Origin of the sequence: Pseudarthrobacter oxydans (assembly GCF_034258515.1) — a bacterium.
Classification (GTDB): Bacteria; Actinomycetota; Actinomycetes; order Actinomycetales; family Micrococcaceae; genus Arthrobacter.
Genome location: NZ_CP139438.1, coordinates 1,548,957 through 1,564,866, shown reverse-complemented (window position 1 = coordinate 1,564,866; position 15,910 = coordinate 1,548,957). Strand labels below are relative to the sequence as shown.

The window sequence follows — 15,910 nt, the reverse complement described above, 5'->3', positions numbered from 1 at the left end:
GCAGGCCGGCGGCTGGCCGGCGGCTCAGTCGATGGCAGCCATCAGCTCCACGACGCGGTCCAGGAACGCGTCCACCTGCGATTCCTCGTACCCCTCCCTGCCCACGGCCGGGCGGAACACGGCCCGGCGCACACTGTCCACGCTGAGGGGCTTGTCCTGCTCAAGGTAGGCAATCAGCTCGCGGCACAGCCGGTCGACGTCGGCCGTGTTGTAGCTGCGCGCCTTCTTCTTGGCGGGGCGACGGAAGCGGTCGCCGTCTGGGCGGTGCAGCCTCCCGCGGAGGATGCCGGATAAGTTTCCGATCTCGCGCAGCCAGGCCTCTTCGCCGCGGGCTGCGATCAGCTCGTCCCGCTCCCGGCGGGCGAAGGCGTCCTCGAGCCGGTCCAGCGCGGCATCCACCACCGCGGCCGAATACCCGCCTTTGACGGGATCGAAGGAGACAGCCCTGACGTCTGAACTGTTGATGGGCTGGGCCGCTGATTCCGGGGTCTCCAATGACACCCGGGCACGCTGCAGGAACTGGTCCACCTGTTTGGCGTTGTAGCCATACTCACCGCGCTTCACGCGTTCAAAGGATGCAGGGATCTGCCGATGAATGTCCAATGCCACTTTTGCTTCCTTCAATGCTCTTCAGCCGTAGTACTTCCGCACCAGCTTATTTGTGCCCGGGGGTGATCTGCCGTTCCGGCGGTGTTTGTGTCAGGCACCGGCCACCAGCCCGTAGAGGATGAACGCTGCCGGCGACGCAAAGACGATCGAGTCCAGCCTGTCCATGACTCCCCCGTGCCCGGGCAGGATGCTGCTCATGTCCTTGATGCCCAGTTCGCGCTTGACCATCGATTCAGCGAGGTCTCCGGCGGTGGAAGCAGCAACCAGGCCAACCGCCAGGACGATGCCCACCCACCAGGGTTTGTCGAGTACAAACAGGCAGGCAAGGATGCCGATGAGCATGGCCCCGCCGATGGACCCGGCGAATCCTTCCCAGGACTTCTTGGGGCTGATTTTGGGCGCCATGGGGTGCTTGCCCAGCGACGCCCCCACCAGGTAGCCGAAGGTGTCGTTGGAAACCACCAGCAGGAGCATCACTGCCACCTGCCAGGCGCCCTGGGGGATCGTCCCGCCCGGCCACAGCCCCAGCGGGGTGGCACCGCCGGCGGCGTGCAGCGGCAGCACGGCGAAGCTGATGAAGAACGGCACCCAGCCCAGTGTGAAGACGCCCGCGAAGATGCTGTTGGCCGAGCCGGCGGCGCTTTCGACGGATCGCCAGAGCAGCACCGCCACAGAGCTCAGCAGCATGGCGAACAGGAGGCTTTCTATGCCCCCGAGGTAGGCGGCAAAAGGCATGGCCACCGTACCGGTCATGACCGGCACGATGGGCATCCTGGTCCCGTTTGCCTCCAAGGCGCGGTAGATTTCCCAGACGCCGAAGATAGCGAAGGTGGTGGTTACCGCAACGAAGCCGAGCGGGAGCAGCAACAGGCCACCCAGCACGGCAAACAACATGGCCAGACCCACCACGACGGCGGCCGGAAGGTTACGTCCGGCCTTTGGCGTCGGGTTGCTCCTGGGCTGCTTCCCCCGTATGCGCGCCCTGGCTGCCGGGGCCTGATCTGCCTGGCCCATCAGACTTCGAGCAGCTCTGCTTCCTTGCGCTTGAGCAGCTCATCGATGCCGTCCACGTGGGCTTTGGTGAGGCTGTCCAGCTCCCTCTCGGCGCGGGTGCCCTCGTCCTCCCCTGCCTCGCCGTCCTTGACCAGCCTGTCCAGGGTTTCCTTGGCCTTGCGGCGGATGTTGCGGATGGACACCTTGGCGTCCTCGCCCTTGGTCTTGACGATCTTGACGTATTCCTTGCGGCGTTCCTTGGTCAGCTCCGGGATGGTGATCCGGATGACGTTGCCGTCGTTGGAGGGGTTGGCGCCCACCTCGGAATCGCTGAGGGCACGCTCGATGTCGCGCAGGGCCGTCTTGTCAAAGGGGGTGATGAGGATGGTGCGGGCGTCCGGGATGGCGAACGAGGCAAGCTGCTGCAGCGGCGTGGGCGAGCCGTAGTACTCCACCAGCACCTTGTTGTACAGGCCCGGGTTGGCGCGGCCGGTGCGGACGGAAGCGAAGTCTTCCTTGGCTACCTCTACTGCCTTGTCCATCTTCTCTTCGGCTTCGAGCAAGGTTTCTTCGATCACGGTCTCTCCTGAAGGTCCTGGTGCAGGCCGGGTGGCCGGGTCGCTGCACACAACGTGGTTCTCTGTTGCTGGTCCGTCCGTGCCCCTAAGGGCACGGACGGAACTGTCCTGAAAACATCCTAGCCGCAGCTAGGCGGTCACCAGGGTGCCCAGCTTTTCGCCGAGGATGGCGCGGGTGACGTCGCCTTCGCCTTCCATCCCAAAGACCACCATGGAAAGGTTGTTGTCCTTGCACATGGTCATGGCCGTCTGGTCCATGACCCGGATGTCCCGGCGGAGCGCATCGTCGTAGCTAAGGGTTTCCAGCCGCTCTGCTGTGGGGTCCTTCTTGGGGTCGGCGGTGTAGACGGCGTCCACACCGCTCTTGGCCATCAGGACGACGTCGGCGTGGACCTCGAGGGCCCGCTGCGCCGCGACGGTGTCGGTGGAGAAGTACGGCAGCCCGGCGCCGGCACCGAAAATGACCACGCGGCCCTTTTCCATGTGGCGGATGGCGCGGCGGGGAATGTAGGCCTCGGCGACCTGGCCCATGGTGATGGCGCTCTGGACGCGGGTTTCGACGCCGGCCTGTTCCAGGAAGTCCTGGAGGGCAAGGCAGTTCATCACGGTGCCGAGCATGCCCATGTAGTCGGCGCGGGAGCGGTCCATGCCGCTCTGGGAAAGTTCGGCGCCGCGGAAGAAGTTGCCGCCGCCCACGACGATGGCCACCTCCACCTGGGGCACGGCTGCGGCGATCTGCTTGGCGACGTCGCGGACGGTCTCCGGGTCAACGCCCAGCTTCCCGCCGCCAAAGACCTCGCCGGAGAGCTTCAGGAGGACCCGGCGTCGACTTTTCTCTGGCTGGATTACAGTGTTGACGGCTTCCATGATGCCTTCCCGTTGGTGAACTCTAAAAAGGTTATCCTGCTGCGCGGCCAAAGGTCCCATGCGGGCCTGTCCCGGACGGTGCCTTCCCCCGCGCATGCAAAAGGGGCGGCCACCGAAGTGGCCACCCCCTTGCAGTTTCGGCTAGGAGCCGACGCGGAAACGCGTGAACGCGGTTCCCTTGACACCGGCCTCAGCGAGGACCTGTGCCACGGACTTCTTGGCGTCCTTGGCGAATGCCTGGTCAACCAGGACCTCACCCTTATAGAAGCCGGTAACGCGGCCTTCCACGATCTTGGTGAGGGCGGCTTCGGGCTTGCCCTCGGCCTTGGCGGTTTCTTCGGCGATGCGGCGCTCGGACTCCACCAGGTCGGACGGAACGTCCTCGCGGGTCAGGTAGTTCGGGGCCATGGCAGCAATGTGGACTGCGACATCGTGGGCTGCGGTGGCAGCAGCTTCGCCTTCACCGTCAACAGCGAACAGCACGCCGACCTGGGCCGGCAGGTCCTTGGAGGTCTTGTGCAGGTAAGCGTCGACCGTTGCACCCTCGATGCGGGAGATGCGGCGGACAACAACCTTCTCGCCCAGGACGGCGCCTTCTTCGACGACGACCTCGGAGAGGGGCTTGCCGTCAACATCAGCGGCGAGCAGGGTCTCGAGGTCGGCAGCGCCGGACTCGACGGCAACAGCCAGGACCTTGTCCGCCAGCTGGATGAACTTGTCAGCCTTGGCAACGAAGTCGGTCTCGCAGTTGACCTCGATCATGACGCCGACGCCGTTGCTGACCTTTGCGGCCACCAGGCCTTCAGCGGTGGAGCGGCCTTCGCGCTTGGTGGCGCCCTTCAGGCCCTTGATGCGGATGATCTCGATGGCCTTCTCGGCGTCGCCGTTGGCCTCGTCAAGAGCCTTCTTGACGTCCATCATGCCGGCGCCGGTGCGCTCGCGCAGGGCCTTGATGTCCGCGGCAGTGTAGTTCGCCATGTGAACCCCTCTGTCTAGAAATTTGTTGTGGTGTACGGACCGACAGGACGGCAGCCCGTGGCGGGCCGCCATCCTGTCAGCAGCTCCGGCTGCCGCAGGACGGCGCCGGAAAATCCGGATCTACTTGTGTTACTTGGCTTCTTCGGAAGGAGCCGCAGCTTCCTCCGCCGGAGCAGCAGCTTCAGCAGCGGCGGGTGCGGCAGCTTCAGCGGCGGCGGGTGCGGCAGCTTCTTCTGCCGGCGCTGCAGCTTCGGCCTTGCTGCCTTCGAGGAGCTCGCGCTCCCACTCGGCCAGCGGCTCTTCCGGAGCTTCAGTAGCGCCCGTGCCACGGCTGTTGCGCGCGATGAGGCCTTCGGCAACGGCGTCTGCAACAACGCGGGTGAGGAGGTTGACGGAGCGGATGGCGTCGTCGTTGCCCGGGATCGGGAAGTCGACCTCATCCGGATCGCAGTTGGTGTCCAGGATGGCAACAACCGGGATGTTCAGCTTCTTGGCCTCGTCGACGGCGAGGTGTTCCTTCTTGGTGTCCACGATCCAGAGCACGGACGGTGCCTTGGTCAGGTTGCGGATACCGCCGAGGTTGGACTCCAGCTTGGTGAGTTCGCGCTTCAGGAGCAGCAGCTCCTTCTTGGTGTACGCGGAACCGGCGACGTCGTCGAAGTCGATCTCTTCGAGTTCCTTCATGCGCTGGATGCGCTTGGCGACCGTCTGGAAGTTGGTCAGCATGCCGCCGAGCCAGCGCTGGTTGACGTAGGGCTGGCCAACGCGGGTTGCCTGCTCGGCAATCGCTTCCTGGGCCTGCTTCTTGGTGCCGACGAAGAGGACGGTGCCGCCGTGGGCAACGGTGGCCTTCACGAACTCGTAGGCGCGGTCGATGTAGGACAGCGACTGCTGAAGGTCGATGATGTAGATGCCGTTGCGCTCGGTGAAGATGAAGCGCTTCATCTTCGGGTTCCAACGGCGGGTCTGGTGTCCAAAGTGGACGCCGCTGTCAAGCAGCTGGCGCATGGTTACGACGGGCATTCCGACGCTCCTTATTTTCCGGCAGGTCATTCATGAGAAAACCCGGAGGCTTCTTACCCTGCCAATAGTTGACGGTTGATTAGCGTGGCCCGGACGGGCCGTGCTCCTGGCATCCATCAGGCTTCCCATCGGGACCGGAGTCCCGACCGCAAGAGGCCTGATCCTCCGCCAGCTTGGCCTGGGCGTTGCTGATGGAGGGCTGGATGCGCGTAGTCAGCCGCCGCTCCCCCACACTCCTGAATGAGATGTGCCGACGCCGCCCGGACAGGAACATATACCGTTGGAAGAACCACTGGATAGCCGCTGGACGGAAGGCGTTGAGGGCGCAGCAAACTGCTCCATCAAGTGTACTACAGGCACCCTCGGCCAGAGGACACTGACGAGGACAGGAACGGCGCCGGCCCGCGCCTTATCCACATAGCCGCACCCGCCACTCGCCGCATGATTCAGGGCGGGCGCACGCTGGTGGCATGAGACCACCATTGCTGCTCGCGGCGTTCCTCCTGGTGCCCGCCTCGCTGTCCCCGGCCGGGGAGCCACTCGCCGCGGCGCCGGCCTACGTTGAACCCCCGGCAGCCATGGTGAAGGCGGCTTCGGACCCCACCGCCGGCCTGGCCACACCCTCCTGGCAATGGCCCCTCAGCCCCCGCCCCCTGGTGTTGCGGGATTTTGACCCGCCCCCGAAGCCCTGGCTCAGCGGCCACCGGGGCGTGGACCTGGGAGCAGCGTCCGACGGCGCACACGTCACGTCGCCGGCCGCGGGCACCGTCAGCTTCGTGGGAGTGGTGGTGGACCGCCCGGTAATCACCATCGACCATGGCAACGGGCTGCGGAGCAGCTTTGAGCCGGTTGCTAGCACCTTGGCGCCAGGCAGCGCGGTTGCAGCCGGGCAGCCTGTCGGCACGGTACTTCCGGGGCATTGCCCGGCAGCGCCCTGCCTGCACTGGGGTGTGCGGCGCGGGGACGACTACGTCAATCCGCTGCAGTTCGTCATGGATCTGCGGCCGTCCATCCTCCTGCCGCTCGAAGCGCCGCCCTGATGCCCGGCCCGGGGGCGCCGCGGCAGGCCGGCAAGGCTAGACGATCGCGGAGATGCCGGTGATGGCGCGGCCGGTGACCAGGGTGTTGATCTCGTGGGTGCCTTCATAGGAGTAAATGGCTTCAGCGTCGGCGAAGATCTTGGCCATCTCGAAGTCCGTCACAATGCCGTTGCCGCCCAGGATGCTCCGGCCGATCGCCACGCTCTCGCGCATCCTCGCCGTGGTGAAGGCCTTGGCGAGGGCGGACTGCTCGTCGCGCGCCTGACCTGCGTCCTCCAGCTGCGAGAGCCGGACCATCATGCCCATGGAGCTGACGGCATTGCCCAGGATCTGCACCAGCTGGCTTTGGACCAGCTGGAAGGATGCGAGCGGCCGGCCGAACTGGTGGCGTTCAACGGCGTAGCGCCGGGCCACATCGAAGGCGGCCAGCTGCTGGCCCACGGCCTGCCAGGCGACGCCCAGCCGGGTGACCTTCAGGACCTTGTTGACATCGCGGAAGCTGTTGGCGTGTGCCAGCTTGAAGAAGTCCGGGACCAGCACGTTGTCCAGGGTGATGTCGGCGTTTTGTACAGTCCGCAGTGCGATCTTGTTCTCGATCTTGGTGGCGCTGAAGCCCTCCAGCGTGGTGTCCACGAGAAAGCCCTTGACCTGGTTGTCGTCCACATCCCTGGCGTAGATGACCACCCAGTCGGAGAACGTTGCGTTGCCGATCCAGCGCTTTGCTCCGTTGAGGATCCAGCTGCCACCCTCCCGGCGGGCGGTGGTGCGGGTGCCGCCGGCAACGTCGCTGCCGCCCAGCGGTTCCGTCAGCCCGAAGGCGCCGATCTTCTTCAGGGCGTAAATGTCAGGAAGCCAGGCGTCCTTTTGTTCCTGGGATGCAAGGGCTTCGATGGAGCCGGTGAACAGGCCGTCGTGGACGCCCATGAAGGTGGAGATGGAGGCGTCGGCCCGGGTCACCTCTGCGTGGACCAGGCCCGCGAAGAGGTTGGAATAGCCCTGCCGGCGTACCGGGCTGACCAGGTCGATGCCGGCCAGCTTGGGGATGAGGTCCATCGGGAATTCGCCACGGTTCCAGAAGTCCACGGCGATGGGCTTGACCTCCCGCGCCAGGAACTCCCTGACCTCTGCCAGCCGGTCCTGTTCCTTTCCGTTGAGCAGCTGCTCGAAGGCGAAGAAGTCGCCGTCAGCATAGGGAAGGTCATTGAGGCCTGCAGCGGCTGTTGACATGGTTACCTCACAAGTGATCAGCGGTGACCCGTGCTCCGTGGAAGAAGCCCGGTAAGTTACTGATGAGTAACATACCGCACATTGTGGCCTTAAAGGAAGAAAACCGCGGCCGACGATGGTCGTCGGCCGCGGTTTTCCGCAGATGTAGGGCTACTCGGACTTGAACCGAGGACCTTAGGATTATGAGTCCCGCGCTCTAACCAGCTGAGCTATAGCCCCGAATCCCCGCGGCGGCCCGCCTCAAACCGAGGCGTACCTGCAGGGCAAAAACACTCTAGCAAACCCGGGAAAGCGTTCAGACCACTTTGTCCTCGAACGCCGCGCCCCGGTAAAGGTCCTCAAAGGTTTGCAGCGTTCCCTGGATGCTGTGCGGCTCCACCATCTGCCGGCTGGCGTGGCCCATGGCAGCGCGCTCAGCGGCCGGCAGCTCCAGGATCCGCGTGATCTTCTTGGCGAGGTCATCGCTGTCGTTGGGGGTAAAGAGGTACCCGTTCTCGCCGTCACGCACCAGATGCGGCAGCGCCATGGCATCCGCCAACACCACCGGGGTGGAAGCAGACATCGCCTCCAGCGTCACCAGCGACTGCAGCTCGGCAGTTCCCGGCATGCAGAAGAGGTCCGCCTGGATATAGGCCTTCCGCAGCTCCTCGTCGGTGACGAGCCCGAGGAACTTTACCCGGTCCCGCAGCCCGAGCCGATCGACGAGCTCCTCCAGGGCGGAGCGCACCTCGCCGCCGCCAACAACCTCCAGGTGCACGTTCAGTTCCGGCGGGGTCTTGCTGATGGCCTCGATCAGCACGTCCACGTGCTTCTCCTCGGCCAGCCGGCCGGCGAACATCACCGTTGGGTACGGGTGGGGATCGATCTGCTCCCCCGGCTGCAGTTCGTAGGCTGCGGAGTCGATGCCGTTGGACAGCGGCAACACCTTGCGCAGGAAGGCGTGCTGGTGCATGGCCTTTGCCGCCAGCGGGGTGGGCGTGGTGACTACGTCCGCCTTACCCATGACCTTCCCCATGTCCTTCCACGAGATACGGCCGATGATGTCCTTGAACCACTGCGGAAACGGCAGGAACGGGTTGAGGTTTTCCGGCATGAAGTGGTTGGTGGCAACGATCCGCACACCGCGCTTCACGGCCTCGTACAGGACGTGCTCGCCGATCATGTAGTGGCTCTGGATGTGCACCACGTCCGGCTGCACGCGGTCGAAAAGAAGGCTGATTTCCTTCTTGATTTCCCAGGGGAGGCAGATCCGGAAGTATTCGTGTGTGGGAACCCCATGGGAACGGAGCCTGTGGACCGTTCCTTCCGGGCGGAACTCGGTGAAGCTCTTTCCGTTGTCCGCGCGGCAGGCCAGGACGTGCACGTCGTGTCCCCGGCCGGTCATTCCCTTGGCCAGGCGGTAGCCGAACTGGGCTGCTCCGTTGATATGGGGCGGATACGTGTCCGCGGCAATCAGTATGGTCAGGGGACGCTGGTCGGCGGGCGTGGTCACGTGGAGAGCTCCTGATGGTCACGGTGCGGACAGCATGAACTGGCAGCACGGCTGGCCGATGCACATGGTGCCTGGCCTCGTGGTGAATTTGGGTTGACGGGATCTGGATCTGGGGTGGAAATCTGCTGGACAGTATTTGCTGGACAAGATGTGTTGGACAGCCGGCTAACGCACCGCCCGGCCCACGGCTTTCCGCGCGTCCTTCTTGCGCTTCGTGACCTCGGGGTGGTGCCTGGAAAGGGCGATCACCCCAACGATAGCAAGGGAGGCCGCGGTTCCCATCGCAATGGCCATCACGGCGTGGACATCCGGGCGCAGTTCACCGAGGATCACAATGCCGATCGCGATGCCCACCAAGGGGTCAATCACCGTGAGTCCTGCGATCACGAGGTCCGGCGGGCCGGAGGAATAGGCGTTTTGGACAAACCAGGACCCCAGCCCGCCGGCAGCGATTAGGGCCACCACGGAGTACCACTGAACGTTCAGCAGGAACAGCCCGTTCGGGTCGAGCAGATGCTTGCCGATGATCCGGGTGAGGACGGCTACGAAGCCAAAGAGCACCCCGGCGCCCAGGATGTAGACGAAGGCATTGATCCGGTGTTTGAACATGACGGCGAGCGTGCCGAAGACTCCAACGGCGAGGGCAAGCAGCAGCACGATCGTGAGCTCGTCCTCCACGCTCACGTGGTGGTTTTCCTGGGTGACGTTGACCGCCAGGAGGACAAAGAGCGCGGAGCCCGTCACGCAGGCGGCGATGGCCACCACCGTTGCCCGGTTGATGGTGAGGTCCTGGTCCCGTGCATTGATGATGGTGGTGATCACCAGGGCGATGGCGCCGATGGGCTGGACGACCGTGAGCGGGGCGGATACGAGTGCCACGGCATTCATGGCCATGCCGGCGCACAGCAGCAGGAGGCCGAACACCCAGCGGGGATTCCGAAGCAGTCGCAGGAAGCCGTTGGAGCTCAGGGCAAGGCCGCCGGTGTCCGCCTTGACGGCGCTTCCCTGGCGCTGTGCGCCGAGGGCCAGGCAGAAGGCGCCCAGCAGCGCAAGCACCACCGCCATCCACACCATCAGGTGGTCCCGTCGTCGTGTTGTGCCTGCATTCTGCCCTTCCGCAGGATGGCCCAGAAATAGTTGTAGGCGGCAATCCAGTGGCCAACCAGGCCAAGCCCGAGCACTATCCAGGCGGCGACGAACAGCTCGCCGGAGAATCCCGTATCCAGCCGTGAAAGGACCAGCATCGGCGTCCCGAGCAGCAGCAGGCCGGTGCGCACCTTGCCCACCACGCTGACGGGGAGGTCCGGGTGCCCCCGGAAGAAGGACAGCGTCAGGGCGAGCAGGACGGCGTCCGGGACTACCAGCGCGGCCAGGTACAGCCAGTGGACGACGCCGGCAATCACCAGCGTGACAGCCACGGCGATCAGGGCGAGGCGGTCGGCGATGGGGTCCAGGACCCGGCCGAGCTTGGAGGTCTGGTCGAAGCGGCGGGCGATGTAGCCGTCAATCCAGTCCGTGCCGGCCATAACCGCCAGGACCACTACGCCGGCACCGTATTCCTTCTGCGCCAGGACAAGCCAGATGAAGAGCGGGACGCCCATGAAGCGCACCACGGTGAGCAGGTTGGGAATGGTGAACACCCGGTCATGGTCCACCTGGGGGCGTCCGGGACGGGAGCCGGCACCAATGAACTTCACCCCGTGCCCCTTTCCTTCCTGCCGCCCCCTGCGAGCGCCTTGCCGTTCCAGCGATGGACCTTCTGCGGGTTACCGGGACGGGCCCGCCACCTGCCCTAGTACGTTCGCAGGAGCTTCCGGACCAGCACCAGGAAGACAGTCCCCGCGGCGATGAAGGCCGCCAGCGGCTTCCAGCGCTTGTCAAGGTCGGCGGACCCGGACAGGGCGGCGAACTTCCGCCCTGCAACATCCCGGCCGTGGCCGGCCAAGGCCTGCCCTTCGCGCAGCTTGTCCTGGGCGGAGGCCAGCAGGTACCGGGCTTGGGTCTTGACATCCAGTTCAGTGCCGAGTTCGTCGCGCACTTCGGTGAGGTGGTGGCGGCGCTGGTTAAGGCGGCGGGCCAGCTCCGGCTCGGATGCGTGCGGGAATTCCTTGTCGTGCTCAGCCGCTTTGGCCGCTTTCTCGGCCTTGGCCTTGGCCGCGGCTTCATCCTTCGCGGCTTTGGCGGCCTTGCCTTCCGGACTCTGCGGATCCAGGACTGCGGCGTTGAAGGCGGAACCTTCCTTGGCCACACCGATATCGTGCTTGATGCCGCGGATGGTCTCCTCCGGGAGGAGCGGCATGGCCTTCTTAAATTTCCTTGCACCGATCAGGCCGCCGATAAGTGCTATCAGCAGGAAGGCCGCCGACACCAGGAGCGCGGCCAGCCAGGCGGGCATGATGGTTGCCAGGCCCATGATGGCCGCAACGATAAGGCCCACCACCAGGAACAAAAGGAAGACGAGGGCTACGGCGAAGAACGCAGCGGCTACTCCGACCTGGATTCCCTTGCGCTTGAGCTCGATCTTCGCGAAGGCGATTTCGTCATTGAGCTGGCGCGGCGCCAACCGGAAAAGGAGTTTTAGCGTCCCTGGGAGCGCTGTGATGCGCAATCCCTGGCTGGTACGCCCGCTGTGACGTCCGCTCATCGGTTCCGCCTTACTGGTCATGGGTCGAATCGGCTTCCGTGTGCTGCGGGAAAGTGCAGCCGCACAGTCCCCGCACCAAAACTATCATTCAGGTTAAGGACGAACTTCGGGGCTTGCCGGGCGGCACCTCCTACAACGCTGCAAAGTTGGCCGCTGCGGGCCTAGGATTGATCTCCGTGACCATCCCCAGCAATCCGGGCGATCTGTTGAGCCGCCGCCGGAAACTCCTGTACATCCTCCTCCTCGGTGCCCTGACCGCCCTGGGTCCGTTCACGATCGACCTTTACCTTCCTGCGTTCCCCGCCCTGGAGGCGAGCCTGGGAGTGAGCGAGGCACAGGTCCAGCTGACCCTGGCGGGAACCACCGTGGGCTTTGCGATCGGACAGCTCGTGGTGGGCCCGTTCAGCGACAAGTTCGGCCGCCGGACGCCCCTCATCCTGGCCACGGCGCTGCACATCGCGGCGTCCCTGGGGGCTGCCCTCTCCACGGACATCACCGCCCTGGGCATATTCCGCGTCCTTATGGGCGTGGGTGCTGCCGGCGGCGGTGTCGTGGCCATGGCGATGGTCCGGGACCTTTTCTCCGGCTACGCGATGGTGAAGATGTTTTCCCGCATGTCCCTGGTCAACGGCCTGGCGCCGATCCTGGCCCCCGTGATCGGCTCACAGCTGCTCCTGGTAATGGCATGGCCCGGGATCTTCGTGTTCCTTGCCGCCTACGGCACGCTGGTGATCATCGCCTCGCTGTTCCTGGTGCGGGAGACCCTTCCCCCGGAAAATCGCCGGCATGGCGGCATGACGGTCCGCCAGCGTTACCGGATCCTTTTCGGCGACCGCGTGTTCGTCGGCCTGCTGCTGGTGGCCGGCCTGAATTTCGGCGGCCTGTTCACGTACCTTTCAGCCTCGCCGTTCCTGTTCCAGGACATCTTCGGCTTCTCGCCCCAGGAGTACGGCCTGCTCTTTGGCATCAACTCGCTGGGCATTGTTGCCGGCATCCAAACGAGTTCCCGCCTCATCCGTCGGGTGCCGCCGCAGTGGATCCTTGCCGGCGCCACAGCCTGGATGTTCCTGATGGCCATGCTGATCGTGGTGTTCGACCAGCTGGGGTTTGGCCTGTGGGGAGTCATGGTTCCGCTGTGGTTCTACATCATGGGTACGGGCTTCATGTTCCCCTGCGTCCAGGTGCTCGCCCTGGCCGGCCACGCTGCCCAGGCGGGTACTGCAGCCTCCCTGCTGGGCTTCTCGACCTTTATGATGGCCGGCCTCATCTCCCCCGTGGTTGGCTGGCTGGGCATCACCAGCGCTGCTCCCATGGGAGCGGTGCAGGCAGTGTGCATCCTGCTGGCCATCGCGGCGCTCTGGCTGGTAGTCCGGCCGCGCACCGTCCCATCGATCCACTGACGCGATGAAGGACACCGCCGGACGAAAGCCGCACCGCAACCGCAGGGGACTCTTCCTCGGGGCGGTGATCGGCGCCGTCGCGGGCTATTTCGCCGGCCGCGCCCTGGGGAATCCTGCCATGGGAATTGTGCTGGGGATGGTGGCCGGATCGGCCCTGCTGTACCGGGTCAACCCCGGCCCCTGGAACCGTCCCTGACCCTGCCGCGCCTGGGCTTGCGCCCTGTGCCGGTGCCGGCCCCTGCCGCCGAACCCCGCCCGCGCGATAAAATGTTGTCCGTGCCCAACTGGCAGGATCAACCGCCGCTTCCGGCCACGTGGCAACGGTGCGATAACCGGATACTGCCACTGTGGTGGGAGCGGTTGTGTGCCCAGGGCGGCAGCCAGTCCGCCGCCCTCTACGCGGCAGGCCTGTTCACTGAGGACCGCCGCCGTCCCATCGCCCAGTGGTACAACCCCGCCTTCAAGGCCGCGTTGCTGGTGGCTCCGGAAACATCCCCCGAATGGCCCGTGCAGCGCTTTGGAATCTTTTATGCCCCGCCGGAAACCGGCTTCGTCCGGATCCATTCGGCGCCCCATGAGTGGAACCCCCGCCAGCCACGGAAGTCCCCCACCGAGCAGGAGGCGTTCATCGCTGCCATCGCCGAAGCGGAGCGCTTCCTGCAGGTGGAAATGGACTTCGTCTAGGAAGGCAAAAATCCCCGTCCCTCCACACCGGAGGAACGGGGATTTTTTAGTGGCTCCTCCTGCTGGACTTGAACCAGCAACCCTTCGATTAACAGTCGAATGCTCTGCCAATTGAGCTAAGGAGGAATGAAGCAGGTATGACATTAGCAAAGGTTTCCAGCCAAAGTGAAATCGGCGATCCCGGCCGCCCGGGACGGCTTTCGGGGGCATAAAAAATCCCCGCTCCGGAGGACCGGAACGGGGATTGTGCGCTCCTCCTGCTGGACTTGAACCAGCAACCCTTCGATTAACAGTCGAATGCTCTGCCAATTGAGCTAAGGAGGAATGAAGCGGGTATCAGCCTAGCAAAGACCCCGGCTGGAAACGAAATCGAGGGAGCGGCCGGGGGTCCGGAGCTAGGTTTCCGCCCGCAGGGACCGGCGTTCCATCTCCAGCATCATCAGTTCCCGGTTAAGGCGCTGGTACGCTTCCGGATCCGCTGCAGGGTCCAGCCGCTGGAGCTGGCCCATCTTGTCCGCCTTGACGCGTGTGATCTGAAGCTCGAACAGCCGTGACAGGATGTCGCGGCAGTACTTCCGGACGGCTTCCTCAGTGCTCGCGGGCAGCGGCACCACGGCCAGTTCGGACACCAGGGGCCGCAAGGGTTCGGGGACCTCGTGCATCACCTGCTCCACCCATCGGACGGGGTCGCCGGTCAGCGCAGGGTCCGTGGCACGCATGGCATCATGGACAGCCTGGAAGGCAGGGGTGGCGAAACGCGCGACCGAAAACCGCTCCCAGATCCCGCCGGCCAGCAGCGATGGTTCCTGCAGGGCAACCTCAAGGGCCTGCCGCTCCATGGACGCCACGGGGTCCCGGGGGTCCGGACGGTGGTAGGAAGGAACAGCGCCCGACGGCGGCCCTGCAGCCACGCCGGGTCCGCCTGGTTGGGCGGTGGGGGCGGAAGTCCGCGGCCCCGGCCCGGGAGCCCCGCCCTGGTCGCCGCGCTTGCCGGCGTTTTTGACTTCGGCATTGACCAGCCGCAGCACCTCGTTGGGGTCCGGCATGCCCAGCCAGCCGGTCAGTGCCTGGCAGTAGCCCGTACGGGTGGAGGCGTCGCGGATGGCGGCCACCACGGGCACGGAGGCCTTCAGTCCCTGCACCCGGCCCTCCACCGTGTCCAGGTTGAACTGCTTCAGGGTGGTGCGGATGGCAAACTCGAACAGCGGCCGGCGGGACTGGACCAGGGCGTGCACGGCTTCGTCGCCCCTGCTTTGGCGCAGGTCGCAGGGATCGGCGCCGGAGGGCTCCACGGCCACGTACGTCTGGGCGGTAAAGCGCTGGTCCTCTTCGAAGGCGCGCAGCGCGGCCTTCTGCCCGGCGGCGTCGCCGTCAAAGGTGAAGACGACCTCTCCCCCGGTGCCGTCGTCGGACAGCAGCCGGCGGGCGATCTTGATGTGCTCGGTGCCGAACGCTGTGCCGCAGGTGGCCACCGCCGTCGTAATTCCCGCGAGGTGGCACGCCATGACGTCCGTGTAGCCCTCCACCACCACCAACTGGCGGTCCTTGGCGATGCTGCGCTTGGCGAGGTCGATCCCGTACAGCACCTGGGATTTCTTGTAGAGCGTCGTCTCCGGGGTATTGAGGTACTTGGGGCCCTGGTCGTCCTCGTAGAGCCTGCGCGCGCCGAAGCCGATGGTGTCCCCCGCGATGTCCTTGATGGGCCAGATGAGGCGGCCGCGGAAACGGTCATAGATTCTCTGCTGGTTTCCGGGTCCCCCGGCGGAGAACATGCCCGTGAGCTTCAGCTCGGCGTCCGTGAAGCCACGCCCGCGCAGGTGCTTGAGCAGGGCGTCCCAACCCTGCGGGGCGTAGCCCACGCCGAAGTGTTCCGCTGCCGCCCGGTCAAAGCCCCGGCCGTGCAGGAAGGTCCGCGCCTCCGCAGCCCCGGGGGTCAGCAGCTGGGCGCGAAAGAACTCGTCCGCGATCTTGTGGGCATCCAGCAGCCGTTGCCGGCGGCCCACTTCCTCCCGGTTGGGGCCGGTGCCGCCGTCCTCGTACCGGAGCTCGTAGCCGATCCGGGCGGCCAGCTTCTCAACAGCCTCCTGGAACGAGCTATGGTCCTGTTTCTGCACAAACGCGATGACGTCGCCGTCTTCACCGCAGCCGAAGCAGTGGTAGCGGCCCACCTGCGGCCGAACAGTGAAGGAGGGGGAACGTTCGTCGTGGAAGGGACAGAGGCCCTTGAAGGTGCCCAGGCCGGCGCCCTTGAGTGTGACGTAGCCGTCAACCACTTCCTTGATGTCCGTGCGCTGGCGTACTTCGTCGATATCTTCGCGTTTGATCAGCCCTGGCACAGAGCCATCCTAGCCCCGGGCACTGACCTTCCAGTTCTG

At 65.3% G+C, this 15,910-nt stretch carries 16 protein-coding genes and 3 tRNA genes; 4 read left to right on the top strand and 15 right to left on the bottom strand.

Annotated elements, in window-relative coordinates:
- Positions 1-24: 24 nt before the first annotated feature.
- The 6 genes from SMD14_RS07090 to rpsB all read right to left on the bottom strand — a co-directional run bounded on the left by SMD14_RS07090 (position 25) and on the right by rpsB (position 5,048).
- On the bottom strand, positions 25-609 hold the full coding sequence (locus SMD14_RS07090; protein WP_321215822.1) for a DivIVA domain-containing protein: 585 nt from the start codon (positions 607-609) through the stop codon (positions 25-27).
- 90 nt (positions 610-699) lie between these two features.
- Positions 700-1,623: a phosphatidate cytidylyltransferase gene (locus SMD14_RS07085; RefSeq protein WP_157238625.1), complete on the bottom strand. Its 924-nt coding sequence runs from the start codon at positions 1,621-1,623 to the stop codon at positions 700-702.
- Complete coding sequence (frr, locus tag SMD14_RS07080; RefSeq protein WP_321215821.1) at positions 1,623-2,180, bottom strand: ribosome recycling factor; 558 nt, start codon at positions 2,178-2,180, stop codon at positions 1,623-1,625. The genes SMD14_RS07085 and frr overlap by 1 nt, the downstream gene beginning before the upstream one ends.
- Positions 2,181-2,309: 129 nt before the next feature.
- The gene (pyrH, locus tag SMD14_RS07075) at positions 2,310-3,047 is read right to left on the bottom strand and encodes a UMP kinase (protein ID WP_321215820.1); all 738 of its coding nucleotides are present in this window, start codon (positions 3,045-3,047) and stop codon (positions 2,310-2,312) included.
- A 141-nt stretch (positions 3,048-3,188) separates the two neighbouring features.
- Entirely contained in the window at positions 3,189-4,025 is an 837-nt protein-coding gene (tsf, locus tag SMD14_RS07070; RefSeq protein ID WP_157238626.1) for a translation elongation factor Ts, read from the bottom strand.
- Positions 4,026-4,154: 129 nt separating this feature from the next.
- Positions 4,155-5,048: a 30S ribosomal protein S2 gene (gene rpsB / locus SMD14_RS07065; protein WP_157238627.1), complete on the bottom strand. Its 894-nt coding sequence runs from the start codon at positions 5,046-5,048 to the stop codon at positions 4,155-4,157.
- A gap of 470 nt (positions 5,049-5,518) precedes the next feature.
- Here rpsB and SMD14_RS07060 point away from each other — a divergent pair, with 470 nt between their 5' ends.
- Positions 5,519-6,088 carry a M23 family metallopeptidase gene (locus tag SMD14_RS07060; RefSeq protein WP_321215819.1) on the top strand — a complete coding sequence of 190 codons (570 nt, stop codon included), beginning with the start codon at positions 5,519-5,521 and terminating at the stop codon, positions 6,086-6,088.
- A gap of 36 nt (positions 6,089-6,124) precedes the next feature.
- Here SMD14_RS07060 and SMD14_RS07055 read toward each other — a convergent pair whose 3' ends face one another.
- From SMD14_RS07055 to SMD14_RS07030, 6 genes are all read right to left on the bottom strand, one after another.
- Entirely contained in the window at positions 6,125-7,315 is a 1,191-nt protein-coding gene (locus SMD14_RS07055; RefSeq protein ID WP_321215818.1) for an acyl-CoA dehydrogenase family protein, read from the bottom strand.
- A gap of 145 nt (positions 7,316-7,460) precedes the next feature.
- Positions 7,461-7,534, bottom strand: a tRNA-Ile gene (locus SMD14_RS07050).
- A 76-nt stretch (positions 7,535-7,610) separates the two neighbouring features.
- Entirely contained in the window at positions 7,611-8,807 is a 1,197-nt protein-coding gene (locus SMD14_RS07045) for a glycosyltransferase (RefSeq protein ID WP_321215817.1), read from the bottom strand.
- 165 nt (positions 8,808-8,972) lie between these two features.
- A complete protein-coding gene (locus SMD14_RS07040) occupies positions 8,973-9,881 on the bottom strand; it encodes a DMT family transporter (protein ID WP_157238629.1) in 909 nt (302 codons plus the stop codon).
- Entirely contained in the window at positions 9,881-10,504 is a 624-nt protein-coding gene (locus SMD14_RS07035) for a CDP-alcohol phosphatidyltransferase family protein (protein WP_321215816.1), read from the bottom strand. Before SMD14_RS07035 ends, SMD14_RS07040 begins: the two co-directional genes overlap by 1 nt.
- Positions 10,505-10,599: 95 nt before the next feature.
- Positions 10,600-11,451 (bottom strand): phage holin family protein, encoded by an 852-nt coding sequence (locus SMD14_RS07030; protein WP_321215815.1) that lies wholly within the window; start codon positions 11,449-11,451, stop codon positions 10,600-10,602.
- Between the two features lie 170 nt (positions 11,452-11,621).
- On the opposite strand from SMD14_RS07030, the gene SMD14_RS07025 reads away from it, so the two are divergent.
- From SMD14_RS07025 to SMD14_RS07015, 3 genes are all read left to right on the top strand, one after another.
- A complete protein-coding gene (locus tag SMD14_RS07025; protein WP_370460766.1) occupies positions 11,622-12,851 on the top strand; it encodes a multidrug effflux MFS transporter in 1,230 nt (409 codons plus the stop codon).
- Between the two features lie 4 nt (positions 12,852-12,855).
- Positions 12,856-13,047 carry a hypothetical protein gene (locus SMD14_RS07020; RefSeq protein WP_157238632.1) on the top strand — a complete coding sequence of 64 codons (192 nt, stop codon included), beginning with the start codon at positions 12,856-12,858 and terminating at the stop codon, positions 13,045-13,047.
- Between the two features lie 80 nt (positions 13,048-13,127).
- Entirely contained in the window at positions 13,128-13,535 is a 408-nt protein-coding gene (locus SMD14_RS07015) for a hypothetical protein (protein ID WP_321215813.1), read from the top strand.
- A 50-nt stretch (positions 13,536-13,585) separates the two neighbouring features.
- Here SMD14_RS07015 and SMD14_RS07010 read toward each other — a convergent pair.
- The 3 genes from SMD14_RS07010 to dnaG form a co-directional block, all read right to left on the bottom strand.
- Positions 13,586-13,661, bottom strand: a tRNA-Asn gene (locus SMD14_RS07010).
- A gap of 125 nt (positions 13,662-13,786) precedes the next feature.
- A tRNA-Asn gene (locus SMD14_RS07005) sits at positions 13,787-13,859 on the bottom strand.
- Between the two features lie 71 nt (positions 13,860-13,930).
- Positions 13,931-15,871, bottom strand: coding sequence for a DNA primase (gene dnaG, locus SMD14_RS07000; RefSeq protein WP_321215812.1), 1,941 nt, complete (start codon positions 15,869-15,871; stop codon positions 13,931-13,933).
- Between the last annotated feature and the right edge of the window lie 39 nt (positions 15,872-15,910).

What these genes read in the sequence shown, in the direction of transcription:
- SMD14_RS07085 (WP_157238625.1), bottom strand. Translation starts at nt 1,623, where the DNA reads ATGGGCCAGGCAGATCAGGCCCCGGCAGCCAGGGCGCGCATACGGGGG.
- rpsB (WP_157238627.1), bottom strand. Translation starts at nt 5,048, where the DNA reads ATGCCCGTCGTAACCATGCGCCAGCTGCTTGACAGCGGCGTCCACTTT.
- pyrH (WP_321215820.1), bottom strand. Translation starts at nt 3,047, where the DNA reads ATGGAAGCCGTCAACACTGTAATCCAGCCAGAGAAAAGTCGACGCCGG.
- SMD14_RS07060 (WP_321215819.1), top strand. Translation starts at nt 5,519, where the DNA reads ATGAGACCACCATTGCTGCTCGCGGCGTTCCTCCTGGTGCCCGCCTCG.
- SMD14_RS07040 (WP_157238629.1), bottom strand. Translation starts at nt 9,881, where the DNA reads ATGGTGTGGATGGCGGTGGTGCTTGCGCTGCTGGGCGCCTTCTGCCTG.
- SMD14_RS07020 (WP_157238632.1), top strand. Translation starts at nt 12,856, where the DNA reads ATGAAGGACACCGCCGGACGAAAGCCGCACCGCAACCGCAGGGGACTC.
- SMD14_RS07055 (WP_321215818.1), bottom strand. Translation starts at nt 7,315, where the DNA reads ATGTCAACAGCCGCTGCAGGCCTCAATGACCTTCCCTATGCTGACGGC.
- tsf (WP_157238626.1), bottom strand. Translation starts at nt 4,025, where the DNA reads ATGGCGAACTACACTGCCGCGGACATCAAGGCCCTGCGCGAGCGCACC.
- SMD14_RS07030 (WP_321215815.1), bottom strand. Translation starts at nt 11,451, where the DNA reads ATGAGCGGACGTCACAGCGGGCGTACCAGCCAGGGATTGCGCATCACA.